General features: G+C 33.4%; 17 protein-coding genes. All 17 read left to right on the top strand.

What is annotated here, in order from left to right; all coding sequences use genetic code 11:
* The first annotated feature begins 15 nt into the window (after positions 1 to 15).
* The 17 genes from LQ686_RS02220 to LQ686_RS02300 all read left to right on the top strand — a co-directional run bounded on the left by LQ686_RS02220 (position 16) and on the right by LQ686_RS02300 (position 17,660).
* The gene (locus tag LQ686_RS02220; RefSeq protein ID WP_239733120.1) at positions 16 to 960 is read left to right on the top strand and encodes a cell division protein FtsQ/DivIB; all 945 of its coding nucleotides are present in this window, start codon (positions 16 to 18) and stop codon (positions 958 to 960) included.
* 109 nt (positions 961 to 1,069) lie between these two features.
* Positions 1,070 to 2,443: a cell division protein FtsA gene (ftsA, locus tag LQ686_RS02225; protein WP_107596656.1), complete on the top strand. Its 1,374-nt coding sequence runs from the start codon at positions 1,070 to 1,072 to the stop codon at positions 2,441 to 2,443.
* A 28-nt stretch (positions 2,444 to 2,471) separates the two neighbouring features.
* Positions 2,472 to 3,629: a cell division protein FtsZ gene (gene ftsZ, locus LQ686_RS02230; RefSeq protein ID WP_037587538.1), complete on the top strand. Its 1,158-nt coding sequence runs from the start codon at positions 2,472 to 2,474 to the stop codon at positions 3,627 to 3,629.
* Between the two features lie 59 nt (positions 3,630 to 3,688).
* Entirely contained in the window at positions 3,689 to 4,480 is a 792-nt protein-coding gene (pgeF, locus tag LQ686_RS02235; protein WP_107596657.1) for a peptidoglycan editing factor PgeF, read from the top strand.
* An 8-nt stretch (positions 4,481 to 4,488) separates the two neighbouring features.
* Entirely contained in the window at positions 4,489 to 5,160 is a 672-nt protein-coding gene (locus tag LQ686_RS02240) for a YggS family pyridoxal phosphate-dependent enzyme (RefSeq protein WP_107617819.1), read from the top strand.
* A gap of 11 nt (positions 5,161 to 5,171) precedes the next feature.
* Complete coding sequence (locus tag LQ686_RS02245) at positions 5,172 to 5,747, top strand: cell division protein SepF (protein ID WP_107596659.1); 576 nt, start codon at positions 5,172 to 5,174, stop codon at positions 5,745 to 5,747.
* Between the two features lie 13 nt (positions 5,748 to 5,760).
* Complete coding sequence (locus LQ686_RS02250) at positions 5,761 to 6,057, top strand: YggT family protein (RefSeq protein ID WP_037587547.1); 297 nt, start codon at positions 5,761 to 5,763, stop codon at positions 6,055 to 6,057.
* A gap of 71 nt (positions 6,058 to 6,128) precedes the next feature.
* The gene (locus tag LQ686_RS02255; RefSeq protein WP_037587549.1) at positions 6,129 to 6,902 is read left to right on the top strand and encodes a YlmH family RNA-binding protein; all 774 of its coding nucleotides are present in this window, start codon (positions 6,129 to 6,131) and stop codon (positions 6,900 to 6,902) included.
* Positions 6,903 to 6,920: 18 nt separating this feature from the next.
* A complete protein-coding gene (locus LQ686_RS02260; RefSeq protein ID WP_025904594.1) occupies positions 6,921 to 7,505 on the top strand; it encodes a DivIVA domain-containing protein in 585 nt (194 codons plus the stop codon).
* Positions 7,506 to 7,706: 201 nt separating this feature from the next.
* Positions 7,707 to 10,457, top strand: coding sequence for an isoleucine--tRNA ligase (gene ileS / locus LQ686_RS02265; protein WP_107565520.1), 2,751 nt, complete (start codon positions 7,707 to 7,709; stop codon positions 10,455 to 10,457).
* 288 nt (positions 10,458 to 10,745) lie between these two features.
* A complete protein-coding gene (locus LQ686_RS02270) occupies positions 10,746 to 11,699 on the top strand; it encodes an LPXTG cell wall anchor domain-containing protein (RefSeq protein ID WP_107596660.1) in 954 nt (317 codons plus the stop codon).
* A 187-nt stretch (positions 11,700 to 11,886) separates the two neighbouring features.
* Positions 11,887 to 12,366: a signal peptidase II gene (gene lspA / locus LQ686_RS02275; protein ID WP_037587555.1), complete on the top strand. Its 480-nt coding sequence runs from the start codon at positions 11,887 to 11,889 to the stop codon at positions 12,364 to 12,366.
* The gene (locus LQ686_RS02280; protein ID WP_239733121.1) at positions 12,363 to 13,286 is read left to right on the top strand and encodes an RluA family pseudouridine synthase; all 924 of its coding nucleotides are present in this window, start codon (positions 12,363 to 12,365) and stop codon (positions 13,284 to 13,286) included. Before lspA ends, LQ686_RS02280 begins: the two co-directional genes overlap by 4 nt.
* A 215-nt stretch (positions 13,287 to 13,501) precedes the next feature.
* Complete coding sequence (pyrR, locus tag LQ686_RS02285; RefSeq protein WP_025904587.1) at positions 13,502 to 14,029, top strand: bifunctional pyr operon transcriptional regulator/uracil phosphoribosyltransferase PyrR; 528 nt, start codon at positions 13,502 to 13,504, stop codon at positions 14,027 to 14,029.
* Between the two features lie 145 nt (positions 14,030 to 14,174).
* Positions 14,175 to 15,476 (top strand): solute carrier family 23 protein, encoded by a 1,302-nt coding sequence (locus LQ686_RS02290; RefSeq protein ID WP_037587560.1) that lies wholly within the window; start codon positions 14,175 to 14,177, stop codon positions 15,474 to 15,476.
* 19 nt (positions 15,477 to 15,495) lie between these two features.
* On the top strand, positions 15,496 to 16,398 hold the full coding sequence (locus LQ686_RS02295) for an aspartate carbamoyltransferase catalytic subunit (protein ID WP_037587561.1): 903 nt from the start codon (positions 15,496 to 15,498) through the stop codon (positions 16,396 to 16,398).
* On the top strand, positions 16,386 to 17,660 hold the full coding sequence (locus tag LQ686_RS02300; protein ID WP_037587563.1) for a dihydroorotase: 1,275 nt from the start codon (positions 16,386 to 16,388) through the stop codon (positions 17,658 to 17,660). Before LQ686_RS02295 ends, LQ686_RS02300 begins: the two co-directional genes overlap by 13 nt.
* The last annotated feature ends 1 nt before the right edge of the window (position 17,661 follow it).

Raw genomic sequence — 17,661 nt, forward strand, 5'->3', positions numbered from 1 at the left:
AAAGGAGTGACAACCGTGAATAAAAGTTCTGATAACAATGATGATATATTGCAATTTGAAACGACTACGGAAGATGAACGATTAGAAATTTTAAAGAAGAAAAGAAAACGTAGACGTCAAATTCAATTAGGTGTATTCATAGGTGTTATACTCCTTGTTATCTTGATTTTACTGTACATGTTTACAGACATCAGTAAAGTTGATCAAGTGGACATTAAAGGTGAAGAAATCGTATCTAAAAACGATATTGAAAAAGCTTTAGATGTCAAAAAAGATTCTCGAATATACAATATTCCTGTAAGTGATATGAAATCGAAAATCGAAGAAATTGAAGGCGTTAAAAGTGTTGAAATTAAACGTCATTTTCCAAATGATTTAACAGTTAATGTAAATGAATATGAAACGATTGGCTTAGTTAAAGAGAAAAAACGTTACTTACCATTATTAGAAAATGGAAAAACAATTAAAAACTTATCTACGGATTTACCAATTGATGTTCCGATTTTGAATGACTTTAGTTCTAAAAAATTAAATGAATTGATTCCTGAATTGAAAAAGGTGAAACCTAAAGTTAAATCAATGATATCGGAAATTAATTATAAGCCAGGTGAGAACAATCAGAATAGAATCCAACTATTTATGACAGATAATGTAGAAGTTGTTGGAGATATTCAAACTTTTGCGAATAAAATCAACTATTATCCAAGTATTTCTGATAAATTAGAGAGAGACAATTCTGGAGCGCTCAAAACACCTGGATTTTTAGATTTACAAGTCGGTGTAACATTCTTACCGTATGAAACAGAAGAACAGCAAAAAGAACGTTCAGAAAAAGAAACAAAACAAGATGAAAACAATAAAACTGAACAGAAAAAATTAGACCAAGCATTACAAGATTTATCTAAAGAATTGGATAAATCTGGAGAAGAACCAAAATCAACTGAGAAATCAGAAGAATAAGTAAAAAAATCAATAAATAAACCTATAATTAGTTCACATTAAATCAAGTATCATGTAAACTAATAATAGTTTAAATTTGATTATCATGTGTTAGAGGAGGTGCCTATCGATGGAGGAACATTATTATATTAGTTTAGATATAGGTTCATCGAGTGTAAAAGTAATAGTAGGAGAAAAATTTCATAATGGCATTAACGTGATAGGTACAGGGCAAACTTATACGAATGGTATAAGAAATGGTTGTATAGATGATTTTGATATCGCTAAACAAGCAATTAAAGATACAATCAAAAAAGCAGCAATTGCTTCTGGAATAGATATTAAAGAAGTATTCTTAAAAATGCCTATCGTGAATACAGAGATTTACGACGAAAAATTTGAAATACCATTTGATGGTACAGAAACTGAAATAAATGGCAGTCATATAGAATCAGTATTAGAGGGCATTAGAGAATTGAATGATGTACCTGAAACTGAAGTCATTGGTGTATTCCCAATGAAATTTATTGTAGATGACTTACATGAGGTTTCTGATCCTAAAGAGATGGTTGCAACGCAATCATTAAAAGTAGAAGCAGGCGTTATCGCAACATCAAAATCATTATTAATCAACATCATTAAATGTGTTGAATCTTGTGGAGTAGATGTATTAGAAGTATTTTCTGATGCTTATAACTATCAATCTATATTATCTCCAACAGAAGTTGAACTTGGTGCTTGCGTCATTGATATTGGTGAAGATTTAACGCAAGTAGGCTTTTATGAAAGAGGCAATTTAGTTGATGCTGATACGATTGAAATGGCAGGTAGAAGCATAACAACAGATATTGCGAAATCATTAAATACTACATATGACAATGCCGAGAAGATTAAACAACAATATGGACATGCATTCTACGACTCTGCATCAGATCAAGATGTCTTTAGTGTTGAACAAATTAACGAAGATGGTCACGCACAATTCACTCAAAAAGAATTAAGTGAAATTATTGAATCAAGAGTAGAAGAAATTTTCTTTGAAATATTTGATTTATTACAAGATATGGGTATTACAAATGTTAACGGTGGATTCATCGTAACAGGTGGTACTTCAAACCTACTTGGTATTAAAGAATTATTACAAGATATGGTTAATGAAAAAGTACGTGTACATACACCGTCTCAAATGGGTATACGTAAACCTGAGTTTACTTCTAGTATATCTACTATATCTAGTGGAATTAACTTTGATGAGCTACTAGATTATGTTACAATGAATAATTATGACGCTGATAATGTCGAAGAAGAAACATACGAAGAAGAAACTCAAGAAACTAAAGTTAAACCATATGAACAATGGTTTAAAAAGAAATCAAACAAAAACAATGACGCAAAAGCTTCAAATTCTGATCATGACAGAGTCTCCGAAACAGAATATGATTCGGAAAGTCAAGAAGAGAAGCCAAGTGTATTAAAAAAATTAATGAAATCGTTATTTGATTGATGGGTCATAAAGATTAGGAGGATAATAAATGTTAGAATTTGAGCAAGGGTTTAATCATTTAGCTACTTTAAAAGTAATTGGTGTTGGTGGTGGCGGTAATAACGCTGTTAACCGTATGATAGATCATGGAATGAACAATGTAGAATTTATTTCTATTAATACAGATGGTCAAGCTTTAAACTTATCTAAAGCTTCATCTAAAATTCAAATTGGTGAAAAATTAACACGTGGATTAGGTGCAGGTGCAAACCCAGAAATCGGTAAAAAAGCTGCTGAAGAATCACGTGAACAAATAGAAGATGCTATTCAAGGCGCTGACATGGTATTTGTTACTGCTGGTATGGGTGGCGGAACTGGTACAGGTGCTGCACCAGTTGTTGCTAAAATCGCAAAAGAGATGGGTGCATTAACTGTTGGTGTTGTTACACGTCCATTTAGCTTTGAAGGACGTAAACGTCAAACTCAAGCTGCTGCTGGTGTAGAATCTATGAAAGCTGCAGTAGATACATTAATCGTTATTCCTAATGATCGTCTTTTAGATATCGTTGATAAATCAACACCTATGATGGAAGCATTCAAAGAAGCAGATAATGTATTACGTCAAGGTGTACAAGGTATCTCGGACTTAATCGCTGTTTCTGGTGAAGTTAACTTAGACTTTGCTGACGTTAAGACTATTATGTCTAACCAAGGTTCAGCATTAATGGGTATCGGTGTATCTTCTGGTGAAAATAGAGCAATCGAAGCTGCTAAAAAAGCCATTTCTTCACCATTATTAGAAACTTCAATCGTAGGCGCACAAGGTGTCTTAATGAACATTACAGGTGGAGAGTCACTTTCACTATTTGAAGCTCAAGAAGCAGCAGATATTGTTCAAGATGCAGCAGACGAAGATGTTAATATGATCTTTGGTACAGTTATAAACCCAGAATTACAAGACGAATTAGTCGTTACAGTAATTGCTACTGGATTTAATGACAAACCTTCTAATGCTCGTAAACCACAAGGTGGCGGAGCATTTGGTGGAACTACAGAAGAACCTGCTTCTAAAAGAGAAGAAGGAGAATCACTAGGAAGAAAAGCTTCATTTGAAAATAAATCAGCAAATGAATCAACTGATGATAGTGATATTCCAAGTTTCATTCGAAATAGAGAAGATAGACGTTCTAGACGCTCTAGACGATAAATGAACTTAAAAAGTCATCAGGCTAAGTCCTGATGACTTTTTTTGTTAGGAGAGATGAAATGAAAGAGATTTTTAATCAACATAATCATTATTTATCATATGAAGCCGATGATAGAAATGATTTAACGATAGGTATTACAACTCGTCAAGGTGGTTATAGTCCATATCCGGAGAATGCATTTAATATGGCGCGATATATCAATGACGATCCAGATAATATTTCAAAGCATCAGCAAATATTAGCCAATGAAATTAATTTTAGTTGTGACAATTGGGTATTTCCAATTCAAACACATGAGAATAAAGTTCGAGAAGTATCTTCAAAGGATAAAGGTACAAATATCAATGCATTAACTGAAGCACTTCATGGGATAGATGGACTTTATACTTATGAGTCTGACCTATTATTAACGATGTGCTTTGCAGATTGTGTACCAATCTATTTATATGATAAGCAAAATGGTTATATTGGTCTTTGTCATGCCGGATGGAGAGGTACGCATTCCCAAATTATTAAAGAGATGATAGAACAATATAACGGCGAGGTTTCAAATTTGAGAGTTGTTATAGGACCATCCACATCTGACAGTTACGAAATTAACGAAGACATTTATCAAAAGTTCAAAACATTACCGATAGACCCTGAAGCGTACATTGTACAAAGAGGACAAGATAGATACGGCATAGATTTAAAACAAGCAAATGCACTACTTGCCATACATTATGGTGTTAATCCTGAACATATTGTAAAGACGAATCATTGTACGGCTAGTGAAACAGATTTATTCTTCTCATATAGAGTAGAAAAAGGGCAAACTGGTAGAATGCTTGCATTTATAGGTAGAAAGTAGGTATAGATTTGAAATCAGTAAAAGAAAATTTAGTAGAAATCAATTCACAAATTTGTAACAGTAGTGAAGAATCAGAATTTAATACGGCTCCTCAAGTGATTGTTGTGACAAAATATGTTACAATAGACCGAGCTAAAGAAGCTTATGAAGCAGGCTTGAAAAACTTTGGAGAAAATCGTATTGAAGGATTTTTGGAAAAGAAAAAGCATCTTCCAGATGATGCTATCATGCATTTTATTGGATCATTACAAACAAGAAAAGTAAAAGACATCATTAATGAAATTGATTATTTACATGCATTAGATAGATTAAAATTAGCTAAAGAAATTGAAAAACGTGCTGAACATGTTGTAAAATGCTTTGTTCAAGTGAATGTTTCGGGAGAAGAATCAAAACATGGCATGTCGCCTGATGAAGTTATCCCATTTATTCGAGAGCTTAAGGATTTTAAACATATTGAAATAGTTGGTTTAATGACTATGGCACCATTAACTGAAGACAAAATAAAATTAAGACAATATTTTAACCAACTAAGATTATTGAAAGAGAAAGTACAATCCTTAAACTTATCATATGCACCTTGCACTGAATTATCTATGGGCATGAGCAATGATTTCAACGAAGCAATATTAGAAGGTGCTTCTTATGTAAGAATTGGTACAAAATTAGTTGGCGAATAGGAGTGTAAATTATGGCAATTAAAGATGTATTTAAAGGCTTTTTCGTAGTCGATGAAGAAGAAGAAGTATACGAAGAGCCACAAAGAGAACAAACAAAATCACCACAACAAGAATCATCTATACAAGAACAAAAACCAAAACAACAATCTTTAAAAAGTGTACCAACACAAAAATCAAATACAACTAGATACCAATCACAACGTTCTCGTGATTTTAAAAAACCTGAAAGGAAAGAGGCCATGACTGAGAAACGTACAAATTCATCTCAAACGAATGTCGTTAGTATGAGTGGGAATATGGATTTTGCGCAAAGTTCAAAAATGTGCTTATTTGAACCAAGAGTATTTTCAGATACGCAGGATATCGCCGATGAACTTAAAAATAGACGTACAACATTAGTAAACTTACAACGCATTGACAAAGTATCAGCTAAAAGAATTATAGACTTCTTGAGTGGTACTGTTTATGCGATTGGTGGAGATATAAGACGTGTAGGAACAGACATCTTCTTATGTACACCTGATAATGTTGAAGTAGCTGGATCAATTACTGAGCAACTAGAACAAGTTGAACCTTATCAAGAATAGAGGAATTTAAGATATGGATAGTGGATTATTAAGTACGATATTAGGCTTTGTATTATTCGTCGTTAAAATTTATCAATATGGTATGATCGTTTATTTCCTTACATCATGGTTACCAGGCGTTAGGGAAGGCGCATTTGGACAATTTTTAGGGAAAATATATGAACCATTTTTAGAACCATTTAGAAAAATCATCCCACCTTTAGGTATGTTAGACATATCTTCATTAGTGGCGTTTATAACGTTAAGTTTATTCTATGTTGGTTTAGTTAATATATTTAATATGATTGTACCTGTAATGCCAATATTATAATTAAACGATAAATGACAGTAGGGTGAGACGCAATGTCACATCCTATTTTTTATTGAATTAGAGGTGTCAAAATGGATATATATCAACACTTTAGAAAAGAAGAAAAAGAGATTATTGATTTATTTTTAAATAGGTGTGAAGTTGCTGAACGAAATTATCAACCAGTGCTTACAGAATTTCTGGACCCTAGAGAACAATTTATATTACAAACAATCGTGGGTGGCTTCGATGATTTAAATGTACATTACTTTGGTGGGAATGAAGAATCAGAAAGAAAACGTGCAATCGTCGCACCTGATTATTTTGAACCGACTGAAGCGGATTATGAGATGGTTCTTATTGAGCTTACTTATCCTTCAAAATTTGTTAAATTGACGCATCGTAATGTATTAGGTACGATCATGTCGCTTGGGATTGATAGAAATCAACTAGGGGATATTATTGTTAATGACCGTATACAGTTTGTTTTGACAAAGAGATTTGAATCGTATATTATGATGGAATTAACAAAGATTAAAGGTGCTGGAATCAAATTGAGTTCTATTCCATTCCAAAATATGATACAATCAAGTGAGAATTGGCAGACACATGACGCAACTGTAAGTGCATTGAGATTGGATGTAATCATTAAACACCTTACAAATACGAGTAGAACAATTAGTAAGAAATTGATTGAAAGTAAACGCGTTAAAGTCAATCATAGAGAAATCGAACAAGTAGACTTTATAGTCGAAGAAAATGATTTGATCTCTATTAAAGGATATGGACGTGCGAAGATCATTCAAAATAATGGAACTTCAAAAAAAGGCAAGATAAGAATAGCTTATCGAACATTGTTTAAATAGTGCTGAGGAGGAAAACTTATGGCATTTACCCCAGAGGAAATCAAACAAAAAGAATTTAGTAGAGTTCATAAAGGATTAGATGAAACTGAAGTACGTGGATATCTACAAACTTTAAGTGATGAAATTGAAAAATTAAAATCAGATAAAGCGCATTTACAAAGTATTATAGATGATAAAGAAGAGAATATTAGTCGATTCAAAGCAGTCGAAAATACAATCTCTGACGTATTATTACAAGCGCAAAAAACAAGTGAAGAAACGAAACATACTGCTGTTTTAAAAGCAGATGCTATTATTAAAGAAGCAGAAGGACGTTCTGATCAAATCGTTAATGATGCACTTCAAAAAGCGCGTCATATCAGTTTCCAAACTGAAGATATGAAACGTCAATCAAAAGTTTTTCGTTCACGTTTCCGCATGTTAGTTGAAGCGCAATTAGATTTATTGAAAAATGAAGATTGGGATTATTTACTGAACTATGATGTCGATCAACAAAAAGTTACTGAAGAAAATATTGACATTTTGAACAAAGAAGAAGAAAATAATCAAGAACAGATAAATAATCAAGCAGTTAAAAGTGAAGAGGACAAGTCTGAAGAATAAACGAATTGAGAAGCGAGTTAGGGATAGTGAGAGCCTAATAAATTCATTTCTTTAGGTATCACCTGTTTGCGAATATGATATATGTTTAATGAGTGAACTCTAAGTTGAGTTAATAAGGGTGGTACCGCGATGTATGTCGTCCCTATTATTTCAGCTTAGAGTTTTTTTATATTATTTTTATTAAGAAGGAGATTAAGACTTATGGATTACAAAGATACGTTACTTATGCCTAAAACAAGTTTTCCAATGAGAGGTGGTTTACCAAATAAAGAACCACAAATTCAAGAAGAGTGGAAAGAGAAAGATTTATACAATAAAATTTTAGAAAAAAATAAAGGTAATACACCATTTATTCTTCATGATGGTCCTCCATATGCTAATGGTAATTTACACATGGGTCACGCTTTAAATAAAATTTTAAAAGATATCATCGTTAGACAAAAAGCAATGTCTGGATATTATGCACCTTACGTGCCAGGTTGGGATACACACGGTTTACCAATCGAGCAAGCTTTAACAAATAAAGGTGTTAAAAGAAAAGAAATGTCAGTTGCTGAATTCAGAGAAAAATGTAAAGAATTTGCATTAGAACAAATTGAATTGCAAAAAGCTGATTTCAGACGTTTAGGTGTAAACGGTGATTGGGATAATCCATATATTACGTTAAAACCTGAGTTTGAAGCGGCACAAATTAGAGTATTCGGTGAAATGGCTGCTAAAGGTTTAATCTATAAAGGTAAAAAACCAGTTTACTGGTCTCCTTCAAGTGAATCTTCATTAGCTGAAGCTGAAATTGAATACCAAGATAAAAAATCACCTTCAATCTATGTAGCATTTAATGTAGTAGATGGTAAAGGTGTTGTAGATGAAGATGCAGCATTTATTATTTGGACAACAACTCCATGGACAATTCCATCAAACTTAGCAATTGCTGTTAATCCTAAATTGAACTACGTACAAGTAAATGTAGAAGGCAAAAAATACGTTGTTGCCCAAGCACTTCTTGATTCAGTTTGTGAAGCATTAGACTGGAATAAAGAAACAATTACAATTGATAAAGAATTCAGTGGAGCTGAATTAGAATATGCAACAGCACAACATCCATTTATCGATCGTACTTCATTATTAATTTTAGGTGATCACGTTACAACTGATGCAGGTACAGGTTGTGTTCATACAGCACCAGGTCACGGTGAAGATGACTATATCGTAGGTCAAAAATATGGTCTAGGTGTGCTTAGTCCAATTAATGATAAAGGTGTATTCACTGAAGAAGCAGGAGAATTTGAAGGTCTATTCTATGATAAAGCTAATAAAAATATCACTGAAAAATTAGATGAAGTAGGCGCATTATTAAAACTTACATTCTTCAAACACTCATATCCACATGACTGGAGAACTAAAAAACCAGTTATTTTCAGAGCTACTGAACAATGGTTCGCTTCAATCAGTAAAGTAAGACAAGATATTTTAGATGCAATTGATGATACGAAGTTTAAAATCGATTGGGGTAAAACACGTCTTTACAATATGATCAGAGATAGAGGAGAATGGGTTATCTCTCGTCAAAGAGTATGGGGTGTACCTCTACCAGTCTTCTACGCTGAAAATGGCGATATTATCATGACTGAAGAAACAATTAATCATGTTGCAAATCTATTCGAACAACACGGTTCAAATATTTGGTTTGAAAGAGAAGCGAAAGACTTATTACCAGAAGGCTTTACGCATGAAGGTAGCCCAAATGGTGAATTCACTAAAGAAACAGATATTATGGACGTATGGTTCGATTCAGGTTCAACTCATAGAGGTGTGTTAGAAACACGTCCAGAATTATCATACCCAGCTGATATTTACTTAGAAGGTAGTGACCAATACAGAGGTTGGTTTAACTCATCAATCACAACATCAGTAGCAACTAAAGGTATCTCACCATACAAAATGTTACTTTCTCATGGTTTCGTAATGGACGGAGAAGGTAAGAAAATGAGTAAATCATTAGGTAACGTAATCGTTCCTGATAAAATTGTGAAACAAATGGGTGCAGATATCGCAAGATTATGGGTAAGTAGTGTAGACTACTTAGCTGACGTACGTATCTCAAACGACATCTTAAAACAAACTTCTGATGTATATCGTAAAATTAGAAATACATTCCGTTTCTTATTAGGTAATGTGAATGATTTCAATCCAGCAACAGATAGTGTGAAATATGAAGATATGCTTGAAATCGATCAATATATGCACAATAGATTAAATCAATTTATTGGCCGTACATTATCTCACTATGAAGCATTCGACTATCTAGATATTTATCAAGATATTCAAAACTTCATTAACGTAGAATTAAGTAACTTTTACTTAGACTACGGTAAAGATATCCTTTATATCGAACAAGTAGATTCATTAAAACGTCGTAGTATGCAAACAGTACTTTATGAAACATTAGTTAAATTAACTAAAATCTTAGCACCAATCATTCCGCATACAGCTGATGAAATTTGGGGACATATTCCACATGTTGAAGAAGAAAGTGTTCATTTAACAAATATGCCAGACCCACATGAAGTTGATACAGAATTAGTGGAAAAATGGTCTAAACTGATGAAATTAAGAGACGATGTTAACAGAGCATTAGAAGTCGCACGTAATGAAAAAGTAATCGGTAAATCATTAGAAGCACACATCACATTATCAAACTCAGAAGACTTTGATACAGTTGAATTCTTAAGTCAATTCCAAGACTTACAACAACTCTTCATTGTATCTAAAGTAGATGTCGTTGATGAATTAACAGACGGTGAAGAATATGAATATGTGAAAGTTAAAGTGAAACACGCTGACGGAGAAAAATGTCAACGCTGTTGGAACTACTCAGACGAGCTAGGCTCAGTAGGCGAATTAGATAACCTATGCCCACGCTGTCAAACAGTTGTTAAAACATTAGTGTAAATTTAATAATCATAAAACGAACTCACGAGATAGAAATCTTGTGAGTTTTTTTGTAAAAAAAGTATGTCTAACAATTTTTATATGAGGCATAATTTAATATGATAAATGTAAAAAAATATATTGAATGGTAAAAATTTACATTGTATAATATCCTTAATTAATCTGAGGTATAAATTTCTTCAATAAAGATAAAGTATAGGCGATAAAAAAATAAACCAAAATATAAGAAAGTTATATGAAGGTTAAAATTTAAAATACTATATTTGTATTCAAAAAGGGGAGAAGTTTATGTTAAAGAAAATACTTTTATCAACATTGTTATGTACAACAATAACAACACCTTTAATAGGTAAAGTTAATGCAGAAGAAGTGAAACAAGATAAAACTGTTAAATATGTGTTTCATAACGGAGGAATGAGATCTCCAATAGGTGTGAACTTTGATGGTTCAATGACTGTACCTGAACAGGGTGGTGAAATATTAGAAATTGATGCAAAACCAGTAGATTTTTTTATTTATAAGGATGGTGTGCCTACGAATGAATTAAATCCTAAATATAAGCACATTTGGGACCAATGGGGATATTATGATTTCTATAAATCTAAAGGAAAAGTAAATGACCTTTTCGTAGGCGAACATCCTAGACCATTAGATGGTATAACATACAATCCTAAGTCTGATAATACATCTGATGATCAAAAAGCAGATGACCAAAAAGATGAACCTAAAAATGATCAAACAGAACCTAATAAAAACACTACTGACAATCAGTCTATGACAGAACAACCAAAACAAAATGTTCCTGCTAAAGTAGAACAACCGGCTAAAGATGATGGGAAAGTTGATAAAAAATCTGATAGTCAGAGTAATGTAGTTGATAAGAAAGATGCTGCTAATCAAAGTAAAGATAATATAAATAAAGATAATATAAATAAAGATAATAAGGCTATAGCTAATAATACATCTAATGATCAGAATAAAGTGGCAATGAGTAATCAAAAGTCTGAGCCTCAATCTTCTGATACTTCTAAACAAGTTGATGTGAAAAAAGAAGACAATAATAAAGATGTAAAGGCTACTGACAATAAAGCTAAGACTGCAGATAATAAGTCAGATAAACAACAAAAAGAATTACCTAAGACGGGTGAAAGTGATAGTACGTGGTTACGTAATGGTTTAGTCATTTTATCTGCTTTAATTTTTCTTGGTATTTATAGATTGTCTCGTAAGTATGAAGTGTAATTTAATGAATGAAAGAGATTAAGCAATTGTGGTTGCTTGATCTCTTTTTATTTTGTTTATTAATTTCTTGTTTATGCGAGAAAAAATATGTGATGTGGTGTTTGAATTAGATGTGTAATTTAAAAGATCATATTAACAATTAGGTCGTGTTATGTGGTAAAATAATCAAGATTGGAGTGGAAAGTAGATGCGTAAAGGTTACAATGTACCGATTTGGAGTACTTTTATTATTATATTAATCGCGCTTGATCAACTTACTAAATTTTTAATTGTTAAATCTTTAGAAGTGGGTGAGTCTATAAAGGTTATCAGTAATTTTTTATATATTACATCTCATAGAAACCAAGGTGCCGCTTGGGGGATTTTACAAGGGAAAATGTGGTTATTTTATATCGTAACAATTGTCGTGCTCGTTATTTTATTTATGTTCTTTAAGAACGAAGGATATGGACGACCTGATGTTCAACTTGGACTAAGTTTATTAATTGCAGGGTCAATTGGTAACTTTATAGATCGTTTGTTTAGAGGAGAAGTTGTTGATTTTGTTGATACATATATTTTCAGCTATAATTTCCCGATATTTAATGTAGCAGATGCTGCTTTAACGATAGGTGTCATTGTATTGATAATTGTGATTTTATTTGAGGGCAAGGAGGAAAAAGCTTGAATACATTTGAATTTAAGATAGAGACAGAAAATGAAATTGGTGTAAGAATTGATAAATTATTACCTGATTTGAATCCAGATTGGTCAAGAAATCAAATTCAAGATTGGATTAAATTAGGTTTAGTTGAAGTAAATGGTAAAGTCATTAAAGCAAATTATAAGACGAAGCTTAATGATGTGATTGTTGTGACTGAGAAAGTAATCGAAGAGGTCGATATTGTCGCAGAAGATTTAGGTATTGAGGTTTATTATGAAGACAAAGATGTTGCGGTCGTTTATAAACCTAAAGGTATGGTTGTGCATCCAGCACCTGGCCATTATACAGGTACGTTAGTAAACGGATTGATGTATGTGATTAAAGATTTATCAGGTATTAATGGTGAAATTAGACCTGGTATTGTACATCGTATAGATAAAGATACATCAGGTTTATTGATGATTGCTAAGAACGATATTGCACATAGAGGATTAGTTGAACAGTTAGTTGATAAAACTGTGACAAGAGAATATACAGCACTTGTACACGGTAATATACCTCACGAATTTGGCACAATTGAAGCACCAATCGGTAGAAATCCTAAAGAACGTCAAGAAATGGCGATTGTGGATGATGGTAAAGAAGCTGTGACGCACTTTAATGTAAATGAAAAGTTCGAAAAATATACATTGGTTAAATGTCAATTAGAAACGGGTCGTACGCACCAAATCAGAGTGCATATGAAACATATTGGTTTTCCTTTAGTAGGCGATCCTAAATATGGACCGAAGAAGACATTGAACATTGGTGGACAAGCTTTACATGCTGGATTATTAGGCTTTGAACATCCAGTTACTGGTGAATATATTGAAAAAGAAGCACCACTACCAGAATATTTTGAAACATTATTAGAGAAATTAAGAAATCACGAAGATAAAAAATAAGTACATCGTGTAATAATACTTATTTAATTTTATTTAAACTTTGACATCATATGGAAAAAACGATATTATTGTTTTAACAATTAAAGCGTCTTTAACAGACAGTCCAGAGAGGCTGAGAAGACATAATATGAGCGTGTAGACCATCTTTGTATGGTACTAGTGTATACTCATGTCTTCTAAAGACGTGAGTATTTTTTTGTGGAAGGAGATTGAATATGGCTGAGAGGTTAATCATGGATGCTGCTGCTGTAAACAGAGCATTAACAAGAATGTCACATGAAATACTTGAAAAGAACAAAGGTACTAAAGATATTGTCTTGTTAGGCGTAAAGACAAGAGGTGTATTTCTTGCGAACAGAATTGAGCAGAAAATCCAAGACATCGAACAAGTTCAAGTACCAACTGGAGAAATTGATGTTACACATTATCGTGACGACGTTCAGAATCAGCAAGGTACGATTAAAGTGAAATCATTTAATATCGATGTAGATATTAACGATAAGCATGTCATAATTGTAGATGATGTCCTTTATACAGGTAGAACTGTTAGAGCTTCATTAGATGCTATATTGGATCACGCAAGACCACGAAAAATAAGTTTGGCAACTTTAGTCGATAGAGGTCATAGAGAACTTCCGATTAGAGCAGATTATGTAGGTAAGAACGTTCCAACATCATCTAATGAATCAGTTGTCGTTGAACTAGAAGAGTTTGACCAACAAACAGCAGTAAAATTAAATTAAATAAATCCTTTTAAATCAGTACGAGAGACTGGCAAAGGAGCTTATATGGTTACAGGAGATAACTATACCTTTATAGGTATCACTGTATACATAGATCCCTTTGCATATCTTGTAAAGGGATCTTTTTTTGAATAGGAGAATGGAAATGTCACATAATGAAGAAATGTTTAAACGAACAGTAGAACCCATATTAGATGTTAATGATAAACCTAAAGCATCACAATGGTTCTTCTTAAGCTCACAGCATTTATTTGCAATGTTCGGAGCAACGGTACTTGTACCATTTCTAACAGGTTTACCTGTTTCAGCAGCACTCATTGCATCAGGCTTAGGAACGCTACTTTATATACTGATAACGAAAGGAAAGATACCAGCTTATCTCGGTTCGAGCTTTGCATTCATAACACCGATTATTGTCGGACTCAAGACACATGACCTTGGTGAAATGCTTGTCGCATTATTTATGAGTGGTGTCCTTTACGTCATTATCGGATTGATTATAAAGGTTACAGGCACGAATTGGTTGCTTAATCTGTTACCACCAGTTGTAGTAGGACCGGTTATCATGGTTATCGGACTTGGATTAGCACCGGTAGCCGTTAACATGGCGATGTACACAGATTCAAATGCAATGAAAGGCTATAGTGGCATTTACATTACAGTCGCACTCATCACATTAATTACAACAATTATCGTTTCAGTATTTTTCAAAGGATTCTTATCAATCATTCCAGTACTTATCGGAATTATTGTTGGATATATATCTTCATTATTATTTGGAATTGTGGACTTAGCGCCGATTTCAAAAGCAAAATGGATTCAAATGCCTGATATTTACTTACCGTTTCATGATTACACACCATCGCTACAATGGGGACTTATCTTAATCATGCTGCCAATCGTTTTTGTAACGGTTAGTGAGCATATCGGTCATCAAATCGTCATCAATAAAATTGTCGGTAAGAACTTCTTCAAAGATCCAGGTTTACACCGCTCATTAATAGGTGACGGGGTATCAACGATGATGGCTTCAATTATTGGTGGGCCACCAAGTACGACATACGGCGAGAACATTGGCGTACTTGCCATTACAAGAATTTATAGTATATGGGTAATCGGTGGTGCAGCAGTACTTGCACTAATCTTAGGATTTGTTGGTAAATTCACAGCGATGATTTCAACAATACCAACACCAGTTATGGGTGGTGTTTCCATACTATTATTCGGAATCATTGCTTCAAGTGGTTTGAGAATGTTGGTGGAGAACAATATCGACTTCGGTGACAACCGTAACTTGATCATTGCTTCTGTCATTCTCGTATTAGGAATCGGTAAAGCACATTTAGACTTCACAGGTATTGGCATACATTTAAACATTGAAGGTATGGCTTTAGCAGCAACAGTAGGTATCTTGCTCAATCTTATATTGCCAAAGAAAATAAAATAATTCTCAGGAGGCGTGTCATATGAAAAATTTATTAACAATGACTGATTTAACTAAAGACGACATCATGAAAATTATAACGAAAGCACAAGACATTAAAGAAAATGGTGCAGAAACTTTTGGTAAAGGCATGACGGTCGCAAACTTATTCTTTGAAAATTCAACACGAACAAAATGTAGTTTTGAAATGGCTGAAAGAAAATTAGGTTTGGAAGTCATTCCTTTTGAAATAAGTACTTCATCTGTTCAAAAAGGTGAATCTTTATATGATACTTGCAAAACTTTAGAATCGATTGGTGTAGACGCATTAGTCATTAGACATAGTGAAAATGCATATTATGACACATTACAAGGGCTTAATATTCCAGTATTAAATGGTGGAGATGGAAGTGGCCACCACCCGACACAAAGTCTTCTAGATATTATGACAATATATGAGGAATACGGTTACTTCGAAGGATTAAAAATTTTAATCTCAGGCGATATAAAAAATTCAAGAGTAGCAAGAAGTAATGCAGATGCTTTAACGAAACTTGGTGCGGAAGTGATGTTCTCAGCACCTGAACAATGGAAATGTAACTTTTCAGATGTACCATATGTAGAAATTGATGATGTGATAGAAGAAGTAGACGTTTGTATGTTGTTAAGAGTACAAAATGAAAGACATGATTCAGGTACGACGTTTAGTAAAGAAGACTATCACAATGCATACGGACTGACGATTGATAGATATAACAAACTGCATGACAATGCAATCGTTATGCATCCAGCACCAGTCAACCGAGGTGTTGAAATAGATACTTCACTTGTAGAAAGTTCAAAATCAAGAATTTTTAAACAAATGGAGAACGGCGTCTTCATTAGAATGGCATGTATACATGATGTACTTAATCACAAGGAGGAAAAAGTAAAATGTCACTTATAATCAAAAATGGAAAAATCTTATTAGAAGGTCAATTAGTTAACAAGGAAATTGAAATTGAAGATGGCAAAATTAAAAAAATAGATGATTATATAGAAGTAGAGAATCAAGAAGTTATTGATGCGAAAGGACATTTTATTTCAGCAGGATTTGTTGATGTACATGTACATTTAAGAGAACCTGGTGGCGAACATAAAGAAACAATTGAAACAGGTACAAAAGCAGCAGCAAGAGGCGGATTTACAACAGTATGTCCAATGCCTAATACAAAGCCTGTCCCAGATTCAGTTGAACATTTAGATCGTCTTCACAAAATCATTGATGAGCATGCAGTGGTAAGAGTATTACCTTATGCATCCATTACAGTAAGACAAGCTGGTAAAGAACATGTTGATTTCAAAGCATTAAAAGATAGAGGCATGTTCCAATTTACTGATGATGGTGTAGGTGTACAAACAGCTTCAATGATGTATGAAGCGATGCAAGAAGCGGCTAAAATAGATAAAGCAATCGTAGCACACTGTGAAGATAATTCATTAATTTATGGTGGTGCAATGCATGAAGGTAAACGAAGTGAAGAACTTGGCATTCCAGGTATTCCTTCAATTTGCGAAGCGGTACAAATTGCTAGAGACGTGTTGTTAGCTGAAGCAGCAAATTGTCATTACCATGTGTGTCACGTGTCTACTAAAGAAAGTGTACGTGTTATAAGAGATGCTAAAAAAGCAGGCATTAAAGTAACAGCAGAAGTTACACCTCATCACTTATTACTTACAGAAGATGACGTACCAGGTGACGATGCGATTTACAAAATGAATCCACCTTTAAGAGCGAAAGAAGATAGAGATGCTTTAATCGAAGGATTATTAGATGGAACAATTGACTGTATCGCAACAGATCATGCACCACATGCTAAAGAAGAAAAAGAAGTGTCAATGGTTGATGCACCTTTCGGAATTGTAGGCAGTGAAACAGCATTCCAATTATTATACACACACTTTGTGAAAACAGGTAAATTCACATTAGAACAACTTGTTGCATTTTTAACAACGAAACCAAGTGAAACATTTAACTTACCTTATGGTCGATTAGAAGAAGGAAGCTACGCTGACTTAACTATCATAGACTTGGAAACAGAAAGACCGATACGAGCAGAAGAGTTTGCTTCTAAGAGTACAAATACACCATTTATAGGAGAAGTCGTTTCAGGATACCCGATTTTAACAATTTGTGATGGAGAAATCGTCTTCAAGGAGGAAGTATAAG

The organism is Mammaliicoccus sp. J-M41 (assembly GCF_022385935.1).
GTDB lineage: Bacteria > Bacillota > Bacilli > Staphylococcales > Staphylococcaceae > Mammaliicoccus > Mammaliicoccus sciuri_A.

Bases quoted from the DNA above. Each gene is read 5' to 3' on its own strand.
- LQ686_RS02295 (WP_037587561.1), top strand. From the start codon at position 15,496: ATGAAAAATTTATTAACAATGACTGATTTAACTAAAGACGACATCATG.
- ftsA (WP_107596656.1), top strand. From the start codon at position 1,070: ATGGAGGAACATTATTATATTAGTTTAGATATAGGTTCATCGAGTGTA.
- LQ686_RS02290 (WP_037587560.1), top strand. From the start codon at position 14,175: ATGTCACATAATGAAGAAATGTTTAAACGAACAGTAGAACCCATATTA.
- pgeF (WP_107596657.1), top strand. From the start codon at position 3,689: ATGAAAGAGATTTTTAATCAACATAATCATTATTTATCATATGAAGCC.
- LQ686_RS02260 (WP_025904594.1), top strand. From the start codon at position 6,921: ATGGCATTTACCCCAGAGGAAATCAAACAAAAAGAATTTAGTAGAGTT.
- ftsZ (WP_037587538.1), top strand. From the start codon at position 2,472: ATGTTAGAATTTGAGCAAGGGTTTAATCATTTAGCTACTTTAAAAGTA.
- pyrR (WP_025904587.1), top strand. From the start codon at position 13,502: ATGGCTGAGAGGTTAATCATGGATGCTGCTGCTGTAAACAGAGCATTA.
- LQ686_RS02250 (WP_037587547.1), top strand. From the start codon at position 5,761: ATGGATAGTGGATTATTAAGTACGATATTAGGCTTTGTATTATTCGTC.
- ileS (WP_107565520.1), top strand. From the start codon at position 7,707: ATGGATTACAAAGATACGTTACTTATGCCTAAAACAAGTTTTCCAATG.
- LQ686_RS02300 (WP_037587563.1), top strand. From the start codon at position 16,386: ATGTCACTTATAATCAAAAATGGAAAAATCTTATTAGAAGGTCAATTA.
- LQ686_RS02270 (WP_107596660.1), top strand. From the start codon at position 10,746: ATGTTAAAGAAAATACTTTTATCAACATTGTTATGTACAACAATAACA.
- LQ686_RS02255 (WP_037587549.1), top strand. From the start codon at position 6,129: ATGGATATATATCAACACTTTAGAAAAGAAGAAAAAGAGATTATTGAT.
- lspA (WP_037587555.1), top strand. From the start codon at position 11,887: ATGCGTAAAGGTTACAATGTACCGATTTGGAGTACTTTTATTATTATA.
- LQ686_RS02245 (WP_107596659.1), top strand. From the start codon at position 5,172: ATGGCAATTAAAGATGTATTTAAAGGCTTTTTCGTAGTCGATGAAGAA.